Genomic DNA, 19,332 nt, shown 5'->3' on the forward strand with positions numbered 1-19,332 from the left:
TGAAATTAATAACCTTAAAAGTGGGATTAAAATTAGGAAAAGTGGTAATTTAGAATCAATAAAAATAGCCGTTATTTCTTCATTTTTTTGAGGAGAGAGTAGGCCATAAACGAAATGTAGGCAAATAGTATACTTGCATACATTATGTTAACTACAGTATTTGTTCTGTCGTCTTCTATTTTAAAAAACAAATTATAAGCAATAAAACCTGCAATTAAAACGGCAAAAATAATAAGATGTGGCTTCATTATTGGGTGGTAGGGGTTGAGAGCTTTAGAGTCTGATGGTTTTAGAGTTATAGAGCATGTTGAAAATAGGTAAGATTACTCATCACCAATTACTCATTACTTATATTCAAAGAGTACGTTCTTCTTCTTTTGTGGTTTGTAGGGTTGTAATCCTGCCAAAGAACCTGTACACTTTTATTTTCTTCCAATTCAGGGTTGGTTTCGGCGAAATCTATTCCCATACTTGTAAATCTTACAAATATTTCTTTGAAAATAATGGCCGTTACACCACGTCTCTGATATTCAGGGTGAATTCCGATAAGATAAAAATTGGCTCTATCGTTTTTCTTGCTGGCCTGTAAAAAATGCCACCAGCCAAAAGGAAATAATTTACCTTTAGATTTCTGTAAAGCTTTTGAATATGAAGGCATTGTAATGGCGAAAGAAACCAACTCTTGATTTTCATCAACAACGCAAATTACATAGTTTTTATCAATAAAAGGGAAGTATTTTTCTCTGTAGGTCTGGATCTGTTCATCAGAAATCGGAGTATATGTTGAAAGATGTTTATAAGTTTCATCCAACAATTTAAACATCGGTTCCACGTAAGGTAAAATCTCTTCTTTTGATTTGAAATGAAGTACTTTAAGCTTATATTTCTGAGCAATTAAACCACTGAATTTTTCTACTTTTTCAGGTAAAATTTTAGGGAAATTCATTTCGAATTCTACCCATTCTTTTTCTTTTGTAAGTCCAAGTTCTTCAAGGTGTTTAGGGTAATATTCGTGATTGTAAATCCCGATCATTGTTGCCAGTTTGTCGAAGCCCATCGTTAGCATTCCTGCCTTATCAAGATTGGTGAAACCCATTGGCCCTTCAATTTTGTCGATGTTGTTCTCTTTAGCGTAGTCAATTGCTTTTTGAATTAAAGCTGCCGAAACCTCTTTATCATCAATAAAATCAATCCATCCGAAACGGACTTTTTTTACGCCTAATTCTTTCTCTTCCTTATGATTGATAATGACAGCGATTCTTCCCGCTACTTTATTGTTTTTTATTGCCAGATATTGTTTTGATTCTGAGTAGTTTAAAGCCGGGTTTTCTTTTGCGTCCCAAATTTTAAATTCATCCTTAATAAAAGAAGGAACGTAATAAGGATTGTTTTTATAAAGATCCATCGGAAACCTTACAAACTGTTTTAATTCTTTTTGGGTTTTTACTTCAATAACTGCAATTGTAGACATAGTTTAATAGGGCTAATTGTAGAGCAAATATAAATAAATAAAATGTAATACTTTGGCACAGTTTTTACATCTTAAAGGTTAAAATTATACATTAAATCAAATAAAAATGATTGGTTATTACATAATTATTGGTATTTCAATGTTGGTAAGCTGGTACGTTTCATCAAAATTGAAATCCAAGTTTGCATATTATTCTAATGTACACCTTAGAAATGGACTTTCCGGGAAAGAAGTTGCTGAGAAAATGTTGAGAGATAATGGGATTAATGATGTTCAGGTGATTTCGGTTCCCGGACAGTTGACAGATCATTATAATCCTGCTGACAAAACCGTCAATCTTTCAGAAGGTGTTTATATGCAGAGAAATGCCGCGGCTGCAGCTGTTGCTGCTCACGAATGTGGTCACGCTGTGCAACATGCAGTGGGATATTCTATGCTTCAATTGCGTTCAAAATTGGTTCCTGTTGTTAATATTAGTTCTAATTTGATGCAATTTGTGCTTATAGCAGGTATAGGAATTATGGCTGCAACGCGATCAATACAAGATCCAAACGGAAATACAATAGTTTTGGCGATTGGCGTTTTGATGTTTGCCTTTACCACTCTTTTTGCTTTTGTGACGCTTCCTGTGGAATATGATGCGAGCAACAGAGCAATGAAATGGCTGAAAGACACCGGAACCGTAACGGCTGAAGAATATGTTGGTGTTCAGGATAGTTTGAAGTGGGCAGCAAGAACTTATGTTGTAGCAGCGATCGGATCTTTAGCACAACTTCTTTACTGGGCATCTTTATTGATGGGAGGAAGAAGAAATTAATCAATAAATTCAAACGAAATATTCTGCATCTCGGACAATTTGTCTGAGATGCTTTCTTTTTGTGCTATTTTTAATGACGCGGTTAGGATACAGTTTTCATTAGCATCAAAATTTAAAACTTTAGCATCAAATTTAGAAAGCAATGTGAAGATCGTGTTTTGTTGATTAAAACTGAATTGAATTTCTATTTCCGTTTCTAATTCTTTCGTAATAATATTGGCTTCGTCTAAAGTGATTTTTGCACATTCTTTATAAGCTTTTACCAAGCCTGAAACTCCCAATTTGGTTCCACCATAATAACGAACTGAAATCACTAAAACATTTGTAATTTCATGTGCCAATAATTGATTGTAAATAGGTAATCCGGCACTTCCGGATGGTTCTCCGTCGTCATTTGCACGATAATTTTCACCATTTAGCCCCATTCTGAAAGCGTAACAATGATGCGTAGCTTTTGGATGCTCTGATCTTATTTTTTCTAAAGCAGCTTTAAGTTCAGTTTCATTATTTACAGGAAAGGCAAATCCGATGAATTTGCTTCCTTTTTCTTTCAGTAAAGTATTTTCTATGGGTTTTTCTATGGTTTTGTACTCGAACTGCATTATCCTTATTTCTTATAGAATTGTATTACATTATCTCTAAAATTCTCAATTTTATTAGGTTTAAATTCTAATTTTGGAGCATTTGTGCCATTCTCCAATTTCAAATTTTCATTTTTAATCACAATTGCTTCATCCCAAAGATCTGCATTGATGAATTGTTGTAAAGTAAAGCTTCCACCTTCAATAATTACAGATTGAATTTGTTCCTTGTACAAAGCTTTCATTAAATCTGGCAGAAAATTTTCCTTTTCAATTTTAATAAAATGAATATTTCCTTCAATTCCTTCTTGAGTTAAATTAAAAACTAACGTTTTTGCTTCTTCATTATATATTTTAAAATCTTTAGGAACTTTTAAATCAAAATCAATTAAAATTCTTACAGGATTTACACCTTCAACATTCCTTACCGTCAAACTAGGATTGTCATTCAAAGCAGTTTGAGTTCCGACTAAAATTGCATGTTCGTAAGCTCTTAATTGATGAACAAATTGATTCACCAAAGAATTTGAAATAGAGTAGGGCTTGAAATCTTTGTCCATAAATCCGTCCTCTGATTCTGCCCATTTTAGAATAATATAAGGTCTTTGCTTTTCGTGATAGGTGAAAAATCTTTTATTAAGTTCGATACATTCGTTTTCTAAAACTCCAGAAACAGCTTCAATTCCTGCATCCTGAATGATTTTTTTTCCTTTTCCGTTTACTTTATCATGAGAATCCATTGCGCCGATCACTACTTTTTTGAAACCAAGCTCCTTAATTTTTAAGGCACAAGGCGGAGTTTTTCCATAATGAGCACAAGGTTCAAGAGAAACATAAATCGTCGATTCAGGGATGAGATCTTTGTTTTTAACTGAATTAATTGCGTTGATTTCAGCATGATTCTCTCCGGCTTTATGATGATAACCTTCACCGATAATTTCTCCGTTATGAACGATAACACTTCCTACCAACGGATTTGGATAGGTTTTGCCCAACGCTTTTTGAGCTAATTCGATACATCTTTTTATATAAAATTCGTCCTGCATAGTAAAGAAAAAAGCGAAGACAAATTTCTTTGCTCCGCCTTTTTTAGATTTTAAATTATTTTATTCCCCAGCGATAATTTTGTGAAGATTTTGTTTTAAAGTTTCCAAATGAGCTTTCTTTTCATCAATCATAATGAAAGTGTCTTTCAACATTGGGTTCTCTCTTGAAGGCTTGTTGAAGAATGCCAAATTGTTTTCCAATTTCACGATTTCAGCTTCAAGATCAGAAATTTGGCTCTTGATTTTTCTTGCTTTATCGGTTAATTGATTTTCAGATAAACCTTCTTCTTTTAATTCAAGCTCGTTGATCTTATTCAGTTTCAATTTTTCTCTCAACGTTTTGTTGAATTCAGAATTGATCGCAATTTTATCTCTCGGAACCTTTCCAATATTATTCCAGGCAGATTTTATAGCTTCAATTCTTTCGATACTTCCTTCTTCGTCTGAAACGGTCTTTAAATCTTCTAGAATCTCTTTTTTATGTTTGTAATTTTCTTTCCAGTTATCAGTAGAAGCATTGCTTTTCTCTCTGTAATTGTTGAAGAAAGTGTTACATGCATCACGGAATTCATCCCAGATCTTGTTCGTCATGCTCTTTGGAACGTGACCAACTTTTTTCCAGTCTTCCTGCAATTTTTTGAATAACGGAACAGCGATGTCCCACTCTTCATTATTCATATTGTCTTTTGCAGTTTGGATCAATTTTAATTTTTCATCCAGATTGGTCTGCTGAGATCCTTTTAAAGACTTATAATAATTGTTTTTTGTTGTATTAAAAGCTCGAAGTGTTGTTTTAAAATCATTCCAGTTTTGGTTGGATAATTTTCTTGGAACACTTCCTGTTTTTAAAAATTCAGAACGAAGATCTTCAACTCTTTTAATTGAATTCTGCCAATAGCTGTGGTTCGGAGTGTCAGAAGGCTCAGAAAGTTTTTTGATTTCTGTAATGATCTGATTTTTCTTTTCAAAATTTTCATTTTGTTCAGATTCAATCGCTGCAGAAAGTTCAGATTTTCTTTCGTGAATTTTGTTGGAAATTTCTTTAAATTCTTCCCAAGTTTTTTCACGGAATTCTTCTGCAACTGGTTCTGCTTCTTCCTTCCAAAGTTTATGAAGATATTGTAATTCGTTTAATGCTTTCTGAATTACAGGTTCGTTTTCTAGTTCTTTAGCGCGAGCAATAATGTGTTCTCTTTTTTCAAGATTGTGGCTGTATTCCTGTTCCAAAAATTCTTTATTTAAATCTAACATTTGATAAAACTGATTCAAATGGTGGAAATAATTATTATTAAGAATTTTGAACTCAGATTTTGCAACCTGCCCTGCATGTGACCATTCTTCTTTTATCTCACGAATAGATTTGAAAAGATTGGTTCCCGGCTCAGAATTCGTATAAAGGTTTTTAAGTCTTTCGATAATACTCTGACGGTGATCCAGATTTTTTTTCTGCTCTTCTTCCTGTCCTTTTTGGAAGTCGTCATGTTTTTCTCTGAAAATATTAACCAAAGCAGAAAATCTTGCCTGTGAAGGATGCTCGTAACTGAAATTTTCAGCCAGATTTCCTCCTTCTACATATTCATGCTTTTTATCTTCCACTTCATCGTGGATAAAATGACTTGCTTTTTCTTTTAATACATTGAATTTTCTAAAATCTTCACCGGCATTAGGCGTGTTGATGATTTTTTCCATTTCTTTCAAAGCCTCGCTCAATGTGATATCTGCAACAGCATGCTCCTCATGATGTTCTGCATCATCTTCATGTGCATTTTCCTGAGCAGGTACGGTGTTTTCTGATGTTTCTTCTTGAGATACTTCGGTAGAAATTTTATTTTCTTCGTTTTCAGAAAGATTATTTTCTGTTGTCATAGCAAATCTATATTATGTGAATGGAGTTAATATCCTTTAAAATGGACTAAAAACCAATTTGAGTACTAATTTATGTTATTTTTTTTGAAAATTCCAAATTTCCCAAGCTTTTTCTGCTTGCTGTTCAAGCATGTAATATCCATTCACGGTTTTTGCTCCTTTTTCTGAAGCTTTAATGATGAATTGAGTATAGTTCGGATTATAAATAAGATCTATAATTAAATGTTCCTTTGACAGCCCATCAAAAGGGAAGTTTAAACAGTCTTCCACATTCGGGAAAGTGCCTACAGGCGTACACTGTACGATAATTTTGTGATTTTGAACGGTTTCTTTATCCAGGTTATCAAAATTAATTTCCGAATTTCTTGAAATGATTTTTGAAGAAATTCCTTGTTTGTCTAAAGCGTATTTTACAGCTTTTGCGGCGCCACCATTTCCTAAAATTAATGCAGAATCCTGATATGATTTTTTATGAAGAAGCAATGTTTTTTCAAATCCGACAGCATCTGTATTGTAGCCTATTTTTTTACCGTCCTGAATTAAAACACAGTTTACAGCGCCTATTTTTTCCGCTTCATCACTTAATTCGTCCAAATAATCGATGATTTTTTCTTTATAAGGAATCGTTACATTGAAACCCAAAAGATCGGGTGTTGAAAATAAACCTTCAACTTCATTAATTTCATTTAAATCAAAAATAGTATACGAAAAGCCTTTTAGCATCAGCTTTTGAAATTTATCTTCGAAGTATTTTTTGGAAAAAGAATAAGAAATATTTCTTCCTATTAAGCCTAATTTTTTATTGGAATCCATGTATCAAAAATAAAAAAAAGACCGAATAAATCGGCCTTTAGTTTAAAAATATTTTTTCTGTTATTCTACAATGAATTTTGTTGTAGCGATATCAGTTTTAAGAATGTAGTTTCCTTTTGTAAGTCCTTTAAAATTGATCTTATTAGCATTTTTAAAAGGATTTTCGATTGTTTCGATCAATTTTCCTGAAAGGTCATAGATCTGTGCTTTTGTAATTTTGCTTAAGTTTTCACCTTTTACAAAAAGCTCGTTGTTTTTAACAGGGTTAGGGTAGATACTGAATGTTTTTTGTTTTGTAGTTTCAGTTGTTCCTAGTGTAGTGGTATTACAAGTCCAGCTTAAGTCATCAATAGAAACTCTTTTTCCTGTTTCTGAATTTATAATTTTAATAACAATATTACCGGAAATATTTAGATTACTTATAGTAGTTGTTGTATTTGAAGTACTAAAAGGAATAGTCCCAGCATTGTTTCCATTGATCTGTAAAGTTAGGTTTCCTGCAGTATCAGAAAACGGTAATTTTGTAGTAACTGTTAAGCTGTTAATCCCTCCTGAAATAGTAGAGCTTGTAAGGCTTCCGTTTCGGACGTTAATTGCTTTTCCGTTTATAGTTTGGTCTATTCTTGAATCTGTTGCAGACCAAGTAATATTATTGTTTGTCCATGTCTGAGTAGCATACACTGGATTTGAAGTAGCCGGAATAGTTTCAAAATTTTCTGATCCACAACTTGTATTTCCTCCAGACTGTCCAGGAAGGGTAGTTTCAGTTGCTATGTTGCTTTGAGGAGATGGGTTTCCAGAAGCATCTTTAGCGATAATATAGAAATTATATGTTGTAGAAGATGCTAAATTGGCAACAATAGTTGAAGTTAAAGATCCAGAAACAGTAGCTTTTAAAACTCCATTGGCATAAATTTCATAAGTCGCTACTCCGATATTATCTGTAGCAGCAGTCCAGCTTAAAGCAATTGAATTTGAAGTTGGATTGTTTGCAGCCAAGTTGGTAGCAGCTGTTGGAGCCTGAGTATCCACAACAGGAGTTCCCCAGATTTGGGCAACATATTCAGGATGATCAATATATGGGTTTCTGTTTGCCTGATAAATATAGGCTGCGTTGTTTCTTGCAATTTCTGTCGGAGATACAGGATCTAAAGTATTCCATGCAAGTAATTGATTAAGCTCCCATGTCTGAAGTCCCGGGAAAGGGGAGCCTCCAAGCATATTTCCTGAGCTGAAACTCGCAAGTTGAGATTCGTACCTCGTTACAAAATAAAGGATCATTCTTGCAACATCACCTTTGAAAGCATCGATTGGCTCAAATACAATACCAGAATATCCTGGTGAAACAGAAGTTCCTAATTTTGATCCGTTTTGTGATGTGAAAGTTGCAGAACCAACTTTCCCGAAAGGATAATTAGATCTCATTCCGTTCACTTTTCCATCCGTAGCACGAATAAAGTGAATGTCTGATTTCATTGGAAATGCTTCGCTGAATAAACTTTGAGGAACAATATGTTCTCTGTTGTAGCAGTCGCCCTCATTGCTGTAAGTTCCACACTGATCACCGGGACCATAATTAAAATTATATGGATCTGCACCGTTAGGATTTTCAGAATAAATGTCTAAAATTGTTCCATCGTTTTCGTAAGAATAATCTCGGTCGGTGGTTGCATAGCCTGTCCATAAACCGCTATAACCATGATCCTGATGACCATTTGTGATGATTTCTTTTAATTTCGTTTTCAACGCGGGGCCGCTAAGACCGGTCGTTCCATCGTAATATCCCGAAGGAATCTGAGCGAATGCACTTATAAATGCAAAGCTTAATAAAAAAGAGAGTAAAGTACGTTTCATTAGTTAAAATTGGGCGGTAAAGGTACAAAAAAACAAAAAAAATGTTTATTAATTTTTAGTAATATACTCTTTACTGATCTTAGAGAATGCCCAAGAAATAATGAAACCGAATAGGGAAGCGGTAATCGCTACGGTTGCATAATTTTTTCCAACAATTCTTACAGGGAAGGGAAGTGTTTCATTGGCTTTGAAAAACTCGGTATATAGTTGGAAGTAGCAAAGTGCCGTACCCAATATAAGACCAGAAATAACACCTAAAACTACAATAAGAATGCCTGTATAGAAATAAATTCTTCTTAGATGACTTAAAGGAAAACCTAAAGAAATCAGAGATTTTGCCTGTTCTTTTTTATCTAACTGTAAAATAATGATCGCTCCGGCTAGATTGAAAGTTGTAATGAAGATCACCAAAGCAAAAATCAGATAAATGAATAGCTTTTCAGTATTGATCATTTTCCAGAAGGCGGCATTTTCTTCTTCCTTAGTTTTGATTTCGACATCCTTTCCAAGTGAAGATAACAATCTTTGTTTTACCGAATCTGTGTTGTTGGAATTTTTTAATTTAATAACAATTTGATAAGCAGAATGTTTAGGCAAATTAAGTAATTCCTGAGTCAGTTCTATAGGGGAGATTATATAATTGTCTAATTGATCCTTTCCGGGGAAAACTCCGGTAATCAGAATATCTTTTTTATTATAGATGTCTTCTTCCTTATTAATAATACCGGTTCCAGGTTTAGGCATAAAAAGAGTTGCGTAATCTCCGGATGAAGCTATAGGAATAGATAATCTGTTGTCTAGAGAGTTTTCCATTAATACTTCATTCGAATATTCGAAACTTGGATAAGATCCGTAGAAAACATCTTTATTAATAGGATTAACCTTTGTATAAGCAGAATCCACACCTCTTAAATAAGCAATGTCTCCTTTTCCGTTATAGCTAATGTATATTTTTTCTTCAATAACTTTTGAAAAACTGCTGATCTCTTTATCGTTTCTTAATATTTTATCAACTTTATCGAGATTTTTGATGGTTTTTCCTGTACTGCTTTTCAGCGTTAAGTCGGCATGAAGGTTTGAAATAAGATCTTTGTTAAGATCTTCAAGTCCCGAAAAAACGGAGATAATTACAAACATTGCAGTTACAGCAACCGTCATTGCTCCTACCGCCAGCCACGTAATAAACGTAACGGCAGTACTCCCTTTTTTTGATAAAAGGTAGCGTGAAGCTATGTAAAATGCAATGTTTTTCAAAATCTATAAAATAGGATTGTCGCCTTCGCCTCTTAGTTCTTTTTCAAGTTTTTCTACATCATCAAGGGCAGTATCCAAATAGAAATTAAGCTGTGGAATGATTCTCACCTGCTTACCCATTTTCTGGCCGATAAAATTTCTGTACTGAGTTTTGTTTTCCTCAATTTCCTTCATGATAGAAGTTCTGAATTCCTGAGGGAATATGCTTAAATAAATTTTAGCAATACTCAAATCCGGAGTTATTTTTACATCCGAAACGGATACTAAAAAACTTTGCTTGCTTTCTGCAGCCTGTTTGCGGAAAAGTTCTGCGAAATCTTCCTGTATAATCTGTGCTACTTTTCTTTGTCTGTTACTTTCCATAAGTTATGCAAATTTAGTACTTTTGTTTGAATTGCTATTTGAAATTTGATGTCATTATCAAATTTACGACTTAATTATATTTATTTTTATTTATGAAGCTAGAACATATTGGCATTGCAGTGAAATCTTTGGGGTTATCTGATGAACTGTTTACGAAACTTTTAGGTAAGGAATCTTATAAAAAAGAATCTGTAGAAAGGGAAGGTGTAGTTACTTCTTTTTATGAAACCGGTGAAAGTAAAATTGAGCTGTTAGAAGCCAGTAATCCTGAAAGTCCGATCTCAAAATTTATCGATAAAAAGGGAGAAGGCATCCATCATTTGGCTTTTGGCGTCGAAAATATAGTTGAAGAGGTTGAAAGATTAAAAAAAGAGGGATTTATTTTCATCTCAGAAGAACCTAAAGAAGGTGCTGATAATAAATTGGTTGTGTTCCTCCACCCTAAATCCACTAATGGCGTGTTGGTAGAACTTTGCCAAGAAAAGCAATAAAAAGTTTTGTGGTGAAAGAAATTTTACTATTTTTGCAAACACAAAATTTAACCAAATTTTGAGGTCCTATAGCTCAGTTGGTTAGAGCACCTGACTCATAATCAGGTGGTCCCTGGTTCGAGCCCAGGTGGGACCACAATAAACCCCTTGAAAATCAATATTTTCAAGGGGTTATTTTTTTAGGTAAGTGAATAAGGGAAATTTACAGCTATCCAATATTTTAAAAATTAAATTAATTGATTAGAAACGATTCAAAATATTGAATATAAATTTCTGATACAATGTACAAACCGATTAAACAAACGGAAACACTTGTGCAAAGTTAATAACAGGGTTCTTACTTATGCTAAAAGTCACCATATCGAAAGACTTCCAATCTTTATATTGAACCTAATCTAAAAAGAAAATTCTGAAAACTTGACAGAATAAAATAGAATCTGAACTTTGACCATAAAGTTTTTATATTTGTCTCATATTTAGGGAATTTCAATTTCTAATTTAATTATTTAACTGATATTTGATTATTATGAAAAAAGTTTTATTTCTTACTATTATTTTTGCCTTGCTTTTATTTGGTGGAAAAGTAGAAGCACAAACAGATGGAACTCTCGACACTTCCTTTGTCATCGGGACAGGATTTAATAGTTCGCCTGTAACTACTATCATACAGACAGATGGGAAAATTCTAGTGGGAGGTTCGTTTTCCAATTATAATGGTGTCAACCGAAACCGTATTATCCGTTTGAATACTGATGGAAGTGTAGATACTTCTTTTAGTATCGGAACAGGATTTAATGACACTGTTTATACAATTGCATTACAGTCTGACGGCAAAATAGTGGTGGGAGGTAATTTTACATCCTATAATGATATCGCCCAAAACCGTATTGTGCGTCTGAACATAGACGGAAGCATTGATACGTCCTTTGTTATGGGAGATGGATTTAGCACACCTAGTGGTATGTCATTTATTGAGACCATTGCAATACAATCTGATGGAAAAATTTTAGCAGGAGGTCGATTTGCAAAATATAACGGCACCAATCAGCAAAATATTGCACGCCTGAATGCAGATGGAAGTGCTGATGCTTCCTTTTATCCGGTGAACGGCTTAAGATTTGATCATGATGTTAATATCATTGCTTTGCAAGCTGACGGAAAAATCCTGGCAGGTGGTGGTTTTACAAGTATTTATAGTACCAGCCGAAGGTATCTTGCACGTCTGAATACCAATGGAACTCTTGACACTTCGTTTAACGTCGGGACAGGATTTGGTGGCAGTCTTAGCGGCAGTGTCGTTCGGTCGATTGCAGTACAAACTGATGGGAAAATTCTTATGGGAGGCTACTTTACAACCTATAAGGGAATAGTACAAAACCGCATCGTACGTCTGAACACAACCGGAAGTGTTGATACATCTTTTGCCATCGGAACAGGTATTGATAATTTTTTTGTTGAAACAATCGCTTTACAGTCTGATGGGAAAATTCTGTTGGGTGGTGGCTTTACCACCTACAATGGAATCAGTCAAAACAGGATTATACGTCTTGATACTAGTGGGAGTATTGACGCATCCTTTAACATTGGAACAGCATTTAATAATCCTGTTGCATCAATTTCATTACAATCTGACGGGAAAATTTTGGTCGCTGGCTATTTTTCAAGCTATAAGGGACTAGTTCAGAACCAGATCGCTCGTCTGAATGGAACTGGAACAATATTGTCAGTTACAGATGTCAGTAAAAAGAAAATTGCTCTTTATCCGAATCCTGTAAGTGAAATTTTGAATTTTTCAGAAGAAGTTTATAATATCAAAATAACAGACCTTTCAGGAAAAGTGGTAACCCAAATTTTCGGTAGTAAAAAATATGTAAATGTAAAAAATCTTGTAAAAGGTGTTTATTTTATTACAGCAATCACAAAATCTGGAGAAATTGTAACTCATAAAATTGTGAAAGAATAAAAAAATGAGTTGATGTAGAATTTGCAAATAATTATACGATTTTATAATAAAAAATCAAAATTCTTAACTTTGTAGTTTTCAACTTATTTAGAAACTTAAACAATCAAAACCAAAACAATGTCAATAACAAACGAACATGAATTAATAGGAATGCAGAAGGCGAGTGAAGCCGTTGCATATACTTTAAAAGAAATGATTAATTATGCTCAGCCTGGTATGACGACAAAGGATCTTGATGAGTACGGAGCCAAAATACTTTCTGATTTTGGTGCAAAATCTGCTCCTTATCTAACATACGGATTTCCGGGATGGACGTGCATCAGTGTAGATAACGAGTTTTGTCACGGTATTCCTACAGATCAACGGGTTTTGAAAGAAGGAGATTTAATTAATATTGATGTTTCGGCCGAGCTCAATGGTTTTTGGGCTGATAACGGAGGTTCTTTTATCATTGGAAAAGATATTAACCAACATCAGAAATTAGTTGATGCTTCTAAAGATATTTTAGAAAAAGCGATCAATAATATAAAAGGCGGTGTAAAAATAGCCGATATCGGATTTCTAATGGAAACTGAAGCGAAAAAAAGAGGTTTTAAAGTCATTAAAAATCTTGGCGGACACGGCATCGGAAGAAGTTTACACGAAGAACCGAATGAATTATTAAATTATAAAAACCGTTTTGATAATAGAAGATTCAAGAAAAACTCTGTGGTTGCGATTGAAACCTTTATCTCAACATCTTCAAATCTTGCTGTAGAACTGGAAGATGGATGGACAATGGTGGGTAATAAAGGCGGTTATATGGCACAACACGAACATACAATCGTTGTGACCGATGGAAAGCCAATTATTCTAACTCGAATGAATGAGATATTGAATTAATTAATTTTTATATTTTCATATAAAAAATCAAGCACTTACAGAAATGTAGGTGCTTTTGTCTTGTAATAGGGTCAAGTTTAAAGGTAAACACGAATAAACTTAATAATCTTTATTGTCCGAATATAAACTATTGCCATACCTGAAACGCTACAAACAGTCTACAGAGTTACCCGAAATGTTGGTTTATGATTGTTAGAAGTGTGTTAGAGTGTTATTAATTAAGAGTATTATATTAAGATTGCGTGAATCAGCAAAAAATGTATTTTTAGAATTTCTCACCATGCTGTTTTAGGGTTAATAGGTAGATATATTTTAATAAAAATACACTTATTTTCAAATCTGATTTTTCAACACTCCGACAAAACCTTAGAAATTACTTACCGAACTGAATTAAGATTTATCTATTCAGATCATTTAACTATGAGAAATTTGTTACTAATAGTTAAATACAAGAATGTCTTTTTATGATAATATTAAGTCGCCATTTATATTACTAATGAAAATACTTTAATCACTTTTGTACTATAAATGTTTAAATAAAAAATAAAGTAGTTTTCATTACTTAGTGTTGGTTTTATGTTATAAGGTAGAGCTAGTAACTCTACCTTATTATTTAACATCGTAATGTATTATAAAATGTAATCCTTAAACATTAATAATTTACAATATCATGAGGATCTATACCAAAATATTCTTTAAACAAATGAGCAAAGCTAGGAGACTTGCCAAAATTAAGGTCAGATGATAACTCCTTAATATTGTCATATTTTTTCGTTTCTAATAGTTCTTTTGCTAATTTAAGTTTTTCGATTTTATAAAATATTGCGGGACTTAAGCCAAAAAAATCTTTAAAATGCGATTTAAATTTTGTTTGAGACATTCCTGCTTCGGAAGCCAAAAATTCAACTCCCATAAATGGTTCCCAAATATGTTCAATTATATGTTTTTTTGTATTAATAATGGCATCAAGATCAGCTTTGGCATGTTTTAAAGTAAATGAATTATATCGAACCAAATTTTTTAAAAATACACCCAAAAGCTTGTATGCAGAAGCCTGAACAACAAGTTCATAATTAGAGTCACCAAATTTTTTGTTAATGATTTTATTCAAAATAATTTTTGAAGTGCTGTCTACATATCCATAATAATGATGATATTCCTCTATATTTTCCTGAATTCTAGTATTAAAATTTCCTAAATCATAGGGACGTATTAATTCCTCAAAGTATGACTTCCTAATTACAATACGAAATGAATAAGTTCTTGTTCCAATATTCGGTATCACCTTTCTCTCGGCAGTTCCATCTATAAATCCAAAATTATAATTAGATTCATTGCCAACTTCATAATTAGAATTATTTAGTATATGATTGTTACAACCATCACTCAAATCAAATATAAGGTACCAAAAGTCTGAATTAGCAGAAACCTTAATAAATTCAATTTCTTTTTTGGCAACATAATCGATAACAGCTAAAGAAAGATCATCTGATAATAATTTGTAAAAAACGCCACCATCCAAAATATCTTCAGGAGCTAATAAATATTTATTTTCAATAATTCTAAAGTTAAGCTTTTCCACAAAAGGCTTTGTCCAATTGTCGTGAATCGAGTCAATATGTTTTAACTGTATCATTTCTATATATCTAATATTTTAAAATATAGTCTTTTGGAGTAATTCCATAATAACCTCTAAACTGACTTACAAAATGTGATGTGCTTTTATAACCTAAAGCTATTGAGACTTCATTGACTGAATTTCCTGCGATTAACATCTCTTTCCCTTTTTCAAGCTTTTGCATTAAAAAATAAGATTTAGGAGAGGTTCCAATAATTTTTTTAAATATATTTTTATATTTAGTAGGAGACATCGCGGCTTTTTGAGATAAGTTTTCAATACCAGGGAAATCATCTTCTAAAGCATTCTTTAAGTGCTGCTGTGATATTAGAATATTGTTTAATTCTATAGCTGTTACTTTGGCAACAATAGTTTCAGAAATCAAAAGATTCTCTATGTATATATCTAGCAATTCATAAACTGCACCTTTCATAAAAAGACTCCAAAACATATCTTTTTTTATGTGCTGCTCAAGTTCCGCTAAAACAAAACTACTTAAGTAATTCATTCTCTCAAATCTTACAATCGTATTTTTAGAAGTTTCTATTAGTTCTTCCAGTCGTTTTAGATTTCCGGATTTTTTTAATACATAATCTTTTAATAGTTTTTTAGAAATAAAAATATAGAAATTAAATGCTTTGCAATCTTTTTTTATGATAACATCGCAATCCAGAGAGCTATCTAAGGTTGTAAGATTATTTTGATCCGAACCAACTTGAAAAATTTGCTCATCAATAAAGAGTTCAAAATTTGAAGAGGAAATATTGTAGCAAAGCGCTATAAATTCAGAATTATTATTTCTAATTTCAAAAAAAGTATCTTTTTGATAAATAACATCAATTAAAAGACATGATGTATCTTCATCAACTTTAGAAAAATAATATTTTCCTTTAAAATTATCATTATTATTAAGATTGATAGAATTATTTATTATTTCACAATTTAGTGATCTTGAAATACTTTCACATAAATCAATATAATCATTACTATATTTAAAAATAAACTTTTCCATAAGGTAAAACATGATAATATAAATGCAATTTATAGTTTTTTTTACAGCTAAAGCTATAAATCTTCACTTATACATATATAAAATTTGTCTTTATTTTATAATAAAACGACTTTATTAATCTATTCAGACAAGAGAAACTCCGCAACTTTGTACCGTTAAAAATATTCAATAAAAAACACAATTATTGAAAAAATTTATTTAATCCTTCAAAATTAGATAACAGCGACACCTTTATATTCCCTAAGTCGCTGTTTGTCTAATTGAGGATCATCAATGAAAATAACGTAAACATGTTTTATCGAAAAAAGAGACGTCGCTTTTGAGATACAATTCTAAACACACAAAACAAAAAGAAATTTAAGAAATCAAAAAATCTAAGCAATGAAAAAAATTTTTATCACAGTAATTCTGTGCATTGGTTCGATACTATTCGGGCAAATAGGAATAGGAACTGCACAACCTCAGTCTAGCGCTATGCTAGAAGTTTTTTCTACGAGTAAAGGCTTTCTTCCTCCTAGACTAACTATAACACAAAGGGATAGTATCGAAAATAAAATTGGCGGACTTACAATTTACAATACGGATCTAAATTGTATGCAATATTGGAACACAACAAAATGGATAGGAGACTGTTCTCAGAGCCCTGTAGTAGGAATTATTACCAGCATTGATTGTGCTAATGTAACTAACAATGGAACTTTAATCAGTGGAATTGCGGCTTCAGGAGTATCATCTGTAATTCCTTATACAGGGGGAAACGGAGGTGTATATCCTGCTGCTAGCTTCAACTCAACGGGTGTTACCGGACTTATTGCCAGCCTTCCAAGTGGTGTATTAAATACAGGAAACGGAAATTTTGTATTTGATATTACAGGAATCCCATCATCTGCAGGCACTGCAACTTTCACGATAACTGTAGCGGGGCAGAGCTGCAGCTTTACGGTTCCTGTAACGGCTTCTACGGCTATTGTAGGTTCTCTTACTTGTGGTTCTGCGGTATTTTCACCTGCTTCTTTTACCTCTGGAACAAACTATAATGGCACATTAAAAGTACCTTATACTGGAGGTAATGGAGGAAACTATTCTCAGATATCTTTCACCAACAACGGACTTACCTTTACTCTTCCTGCCGGAACATTAGGAAACGGAAATGGGAATCTGGTATACAATGTTACTGGTATACCAATGAGTGCAGGAACTATTAGTATTCCTATCTCATTTGGAGGGCAATCTTGTAATGTCACAGCTACAGTAGCGAAAGGATCTACCGTGATACTACCCGGAAATCCTAAGGGTTGGATGAGACATAACCTTGGAGCTAATACGAGTCTTGATCCCGATGTGCCTGTTCAAGGGATACACGGTAACTATTACCAATGGGGTAGACCTACTGTTGTAGCGAATGCAAGTACTCCTGTCCCACCTATTAGTGGCTGGAATACTGCCATTGCTCCTAACAATTCATGGCAGGACGGGGCTAAAACTGCTAACGATCCATGTCCTTCTGGTTTCCGTATACCTACCTACGAGCAATTTACCAACCTGATAAACAACAATGCCTCAAGCAATGTGGGAGCTTGGAGCATTCCTACTGATCCTACTAACTTTGGAGCTGCAAAGGCATTTGGAAGTGGAAGCAATATACTGACATTGCCTATCGCCGGAATTCGTAGCGAAGCTAATGGCGAACTGTCTGGTCGTGCTAGTAACGGTGTCTATTGGAGTAGTACTCAGATCGGGACTACCTACTCTTACTACCTGAGCCTTCAAATCCATGCTCCTCTTGTAAGCACCTTCATCCGTCCCTACGGTATGAGTATTCGTTGTATCGCAGAATAGCTTTTATTTTAATAATTTTACTACTCACCGGCGGCTATAGTCGCCGGTTTTTATTAATAAAATACACATACAATCTATAAACATAAAACACATGATCTATATAAAAATACTTTTAACAACTATCTTAACGATGGTATGTTTAACGGTAAAAGCACAGAAAATTGAAATGTATTTCCCTCATTTTGCAGGAAAAACATATGATTTTATCATCTTCCAAGGAAGCGGCACAAAAACAGTGATACAGGATACAATTCCTTCTGACGGAAGATTTACTTTAACAGTACCAAAAGAAAATGCTCCTTATACAGGAATGAGCAGATGGCTCATCACTGGAACGCAACAGGGTGGTGGACTTGATATGCTTATCCCTGGCCATGACTTTGCGGTAAGCTGCACTGAAATAATACCGGATAACAAAAATATCATCTATACTGGAAACACAGAAATTCCACAACTTAACGATCTATATACAAAACAACAGGGGATCTTTGCTAAATATGATGCCATGCTTCAGGCCAGAAAAGCATTTGGTGCTGATGATAAGAACTACCCTCTTTTTGATACTGAGTACCAAAAACAGATGAAAGCCTACGAAGCTTTTCAGAATGAGCTGAAGAAAATAAACAATTACCCGGCAAAATTTACCAATATCGTTAATATCACACAGGGAATCGGTACCCAAATCGTTGATTCCAAAGAACAGAAAGCGAAGAATATTGCCCATTATATTGTACAGGACATGGATTGGCAGACCTTATATACTTCAGGACATTGGGCTGGGATTATATCCTCATGGATAGATGTTCATTCCATGATAATTAATGATCCTCAACAGTTTAAAGCAGATTTTTTAACGGTAAGTAGTAAAATTCAAAACCCTAAAAACTATACGGATTTTGTACAGGCTGTTGCCAATGCATTGACAAGAAACGGAAAGGATGAGCTTATTAAAATGATTACTCCTGTCGTAGTGAAGTCAGGAAAAGTTTTATCATACGAAAGAGCATCGGCTGTCTATTTGTCAGGAATAGAAGGTACGCAGGCCAAAGATCTTATCCTTACAGAAGGATCAAGCAAAGAGAACTCCAAAATTCTTAAAAGCACTGATTTTGCGGGAAAAGATTACACCAAAACCCTGCTTCTTTTTTATCACTCAGGATGCGGAAACTGCGAAACACTTCTGGTAGAGCTTAAAAAAAACTATGAAAAGCTAAAGAGTGAGAATATACATATTATTGCCTTATCATCAGATACAGACCTTTCAGTTTTTAAAAATAAAGCCAAGGATTTCCCATGGAAAGATTCATACGCTGATGGTGAAGGAGCAAACGGAGAAAACTTTAAAAACTACGGGGTTACGGGAACACCAACTTTATTCCTTATTGACAACCAAGGAAAAATAATACTGCGTACAGCATCATTGGATAATGTACTATCTAAATTAAATTAAGCACTGAATTGG

The 19,332-nt window shown here is 33.5% G+C and carries 16 protein-coding genes and 1 tRNA gene; 7 read left to right on the top strand and 10 right to left on the bottom strand.

The window, feature by feature from the left end; translation table 11 throughout:
- Positions 1–337: 337 nt before the first annotated feature.
- Positions 338–1,471 carry a GTP cyclohydrolase gene (locus EG348_RS10275; RefSeq protein ID WP_123983036.1) on the bottom strand — a complete coding sequence of 378 codons (1,134 nt, stop codon included), beginning with the start codon at positions 1,469–1,471 and terminating at the stop codon, positions 338–340.
- Positions 1,472–1,577: 106 nt separating this feature from the next.
- Between EG348_RS10275 and EG348_RS10280 the strand changes: the two genes are divergently transcribed.
- Positions 1,578–2,288: a zinc metallopeptidase gene (locus EG348_RS10280; protein ID WP_185145504.1), complete on the top strand. Its 711-nt coding sequence runs from the start codon at positions 1,578–1,580 to the stop codon at positions 2,286–2,288.
- On the opposite strand, the gene EG348_RS10285 is transcribed toward EG348_RS10280, so the two are convergent.
- The 7 genes from EG348_RS10285 to rbfA form a co-directional block, all read right to left on the bottom strand.
- On the bottom strand, positions 2,285–2,890 hold the full coding sequence (locus tag EG348_RS10285; protein ID WP_123983037.1) for an IMPACT family protein: 606 nt from the start codon (positions 2,888–2,890) through the stop codon (positions 2,285–2,287). The genes EG348_RS10280 and EG348_RS10285 overlap by 4 nt on opposite strands.
- A 5-nt stretch (positions 2,891–2,895) precedes the next feature.
- A complete protein-coding gene (gene ribD, locus EG348_RS10290; protein ID WP_123983038.1) occupies positions 2,896–3,915 on the bottom strand; it encodes a bifunctional diaminohydroxyphosphoribosylaminopyrimidine deaminase/5-amino-6-(5-phosphoribosylamino)uracil reductase RibD in 1,020 nt (339 codons plus the stop codon).
- A gap of 60 nt (positions 3,916–3,975) precedes the next feature.
- Positions 3,976–5,781 carry a DUF349 domain-containing protein gene (locus EG348_RS10295; protein ID WP_123983039.1) on the bottom strand — a complete coding sequence of 602 codons (1,806 nt, stop codon included), beginning with the start codon at positions 5,779–5,781 and terminating at the stop codon, positions 3,976–3,978.
- Positions 5,782–5,856: 75 nt separating this feature from the next.
- Positions 5,857–6,594 (bottom strand): shikimate dehydrogenase family protein, encoded by a 738-nt coding sequence (locus tag EG348_RS10300; protein ID WP_123983040.1) that lies wholly within the window; start codon positions 6,592–6,594, stop codon positions 5,857–5,859.
- Between the two features lie 60 nt (positions 6,595–6,654).
- Positions 6,655–8,448 carry an endonuclease gene (locus tag EG348_RS10305; protein ID WP_123983041.1) on the bottom strand — a complete coding sequence of 598 codons (1,794 nt, stop codon included), beginning with the start codon at positions 8,446–8,448 and terminating at the stop codon, positions 6,655–6,657.
- Between the two features lie 48 nt (positions 8,449–8,496).
- Positions 8,497–9,702, bottom strand: coding sequence for an ABC transporter permease (locus EG348_RS10310; protein WP_123983042.1), 1,206 nt, complete (start codon positions 9,700–9,702; stop codon positions 8,497–8,499).
- A gap of 3 nt (positions 9,703–9,705) precedes the next feature.
- Positions 9,706–10,065, bottom strand: coding sequence for a 30S ribosome-binding factor RbfA (gene rbfA, locus EG348_RS10315; protein WP_123983043.1), 360 nt, complete (start codon positions 10,063–10,065; stop codon positions 9,706–9,708).
- A 92-nt stretch (positions 10,066–10,157) separates the two neighbouring features.
- On the opposite strand from rbfA, the gene mce reads away from it, so the two are divergent.
- The 4 genes from mce to map all read left to right on the top strand — a co-directional run bounded on the left by mce (position 10,158) and on the right by map (position 13,401).
- On the top strand, positions 10,158–10,556 hold the full coding sequence (gene mce, locus EG348_RS10320) for a methylmalonyl-CoA epimerase (RefSeq protein ID WP_123983044.1): 399 nt from the start codon (positions 10,158–10,160) through the stop codon (positions 10,554–10,556).
- Positions 10,557–10,618: 62 nt separating this feature from the next.
- Positions 10,619–10,692 (top strand) — tRNA-Ile (locus tag EG348_RS10325).
- Between the two features lie 390 nt (positions 10,693–11,082).
- The gene (locus tag EG348_RS10330; RefSeq protein ID WP_123983045.1) at positions 11,083–12,519 is read left to right on the top strand and encodes a T9SS type A sorting domain-containing protein; all 1,437 of its coding nucleotides are present in this window, start codon (positions 11,083–11,085) and stop codon (positions 12,517–12,519) included.
- A gap of 117 nt (positions 12,520–12,636) precedes the next feature.
- Positions 12,637–13,401 carry a type I methionyl aminopeptidase gene (gene map / locus EG348_RS10335; protein WP_123983046.1) on the top strand — a complete coding sequence of 255 codons (765 nt, stop codon included), beginning with the start codon at positions 12,637–12,639 and terminating at the stop codon, positions 13,399–13,401.
- 652 nt (positions 13,402–14,053) lie between these two features.
- Here the strand turns inward: map and EG348_RS10340 are convergent.
- Entirely contained in the window at positions 14,054–15,037 is a 984-nt protein-coding gene (locus tag EG348_RS10340; RefSeq protein ID WP_123983047.1) for a helix-turn-helix domain-containing protein, read from the bottom strand.
- A gap of 10 nt (positions 15,038–15,047) precedes the next feature.
- A complete protein-coding gene (locus EG348_RS10345) occupies positions 15,048–16,031 on the bottom strand; it encodes a helix-turn-helix domain-containing protein (RefSeq protein ID WP_164463279.1) in 984 nt (327 codons plus the stop codon).
- A 381-nt stretch (positions 16,032–16,412) separates the two neighbouring features.
- Between EG348_RS10345 and EG348_RS10350 the strand changes: the two genes are divergently transcribed.
- Both EG348_RS10350 and EG348_RS21685 read left to right on the top strand, forming a co-directional pair.
- A complete protein-coding gene (locus EG348_RS10350; RefSeq protein WP_123983049.1) occupies positions 16,413–17,870 on the top strand; it encodes an FISUMP domain-containing protein in 1,458 nt (485 codons plus the stop codon).
- Between the two features lie 91 nt (positions 17,871–17,961).
- The gene (locus tag EG348_RS21685) at positions 17,962–19,320 is read left to right on the top strand and encodes a peroxiredoxin family protein (RefSeq protein WP_164463280.1); all 1,359 of its coding nucleotides are present in this window, start codon (positions 17,962–17,964) and stop codon (positions 19,318–19,320) included.
- The last annotated feature ends 12 nt before the right edge of the window (positions 19,321–19,332 follow it).

The sequence above is a fragment of the Chryseobacterium sp. G0201 genome (assembly GCF_003815655.1).
In the GTDB taxonomy this organism is placed as follows: domain Bacteria; phylum Bacteroidota; class Bacteroidia; order Flavobacteriales; family Weeksellaceae; genus Chryseobacterium.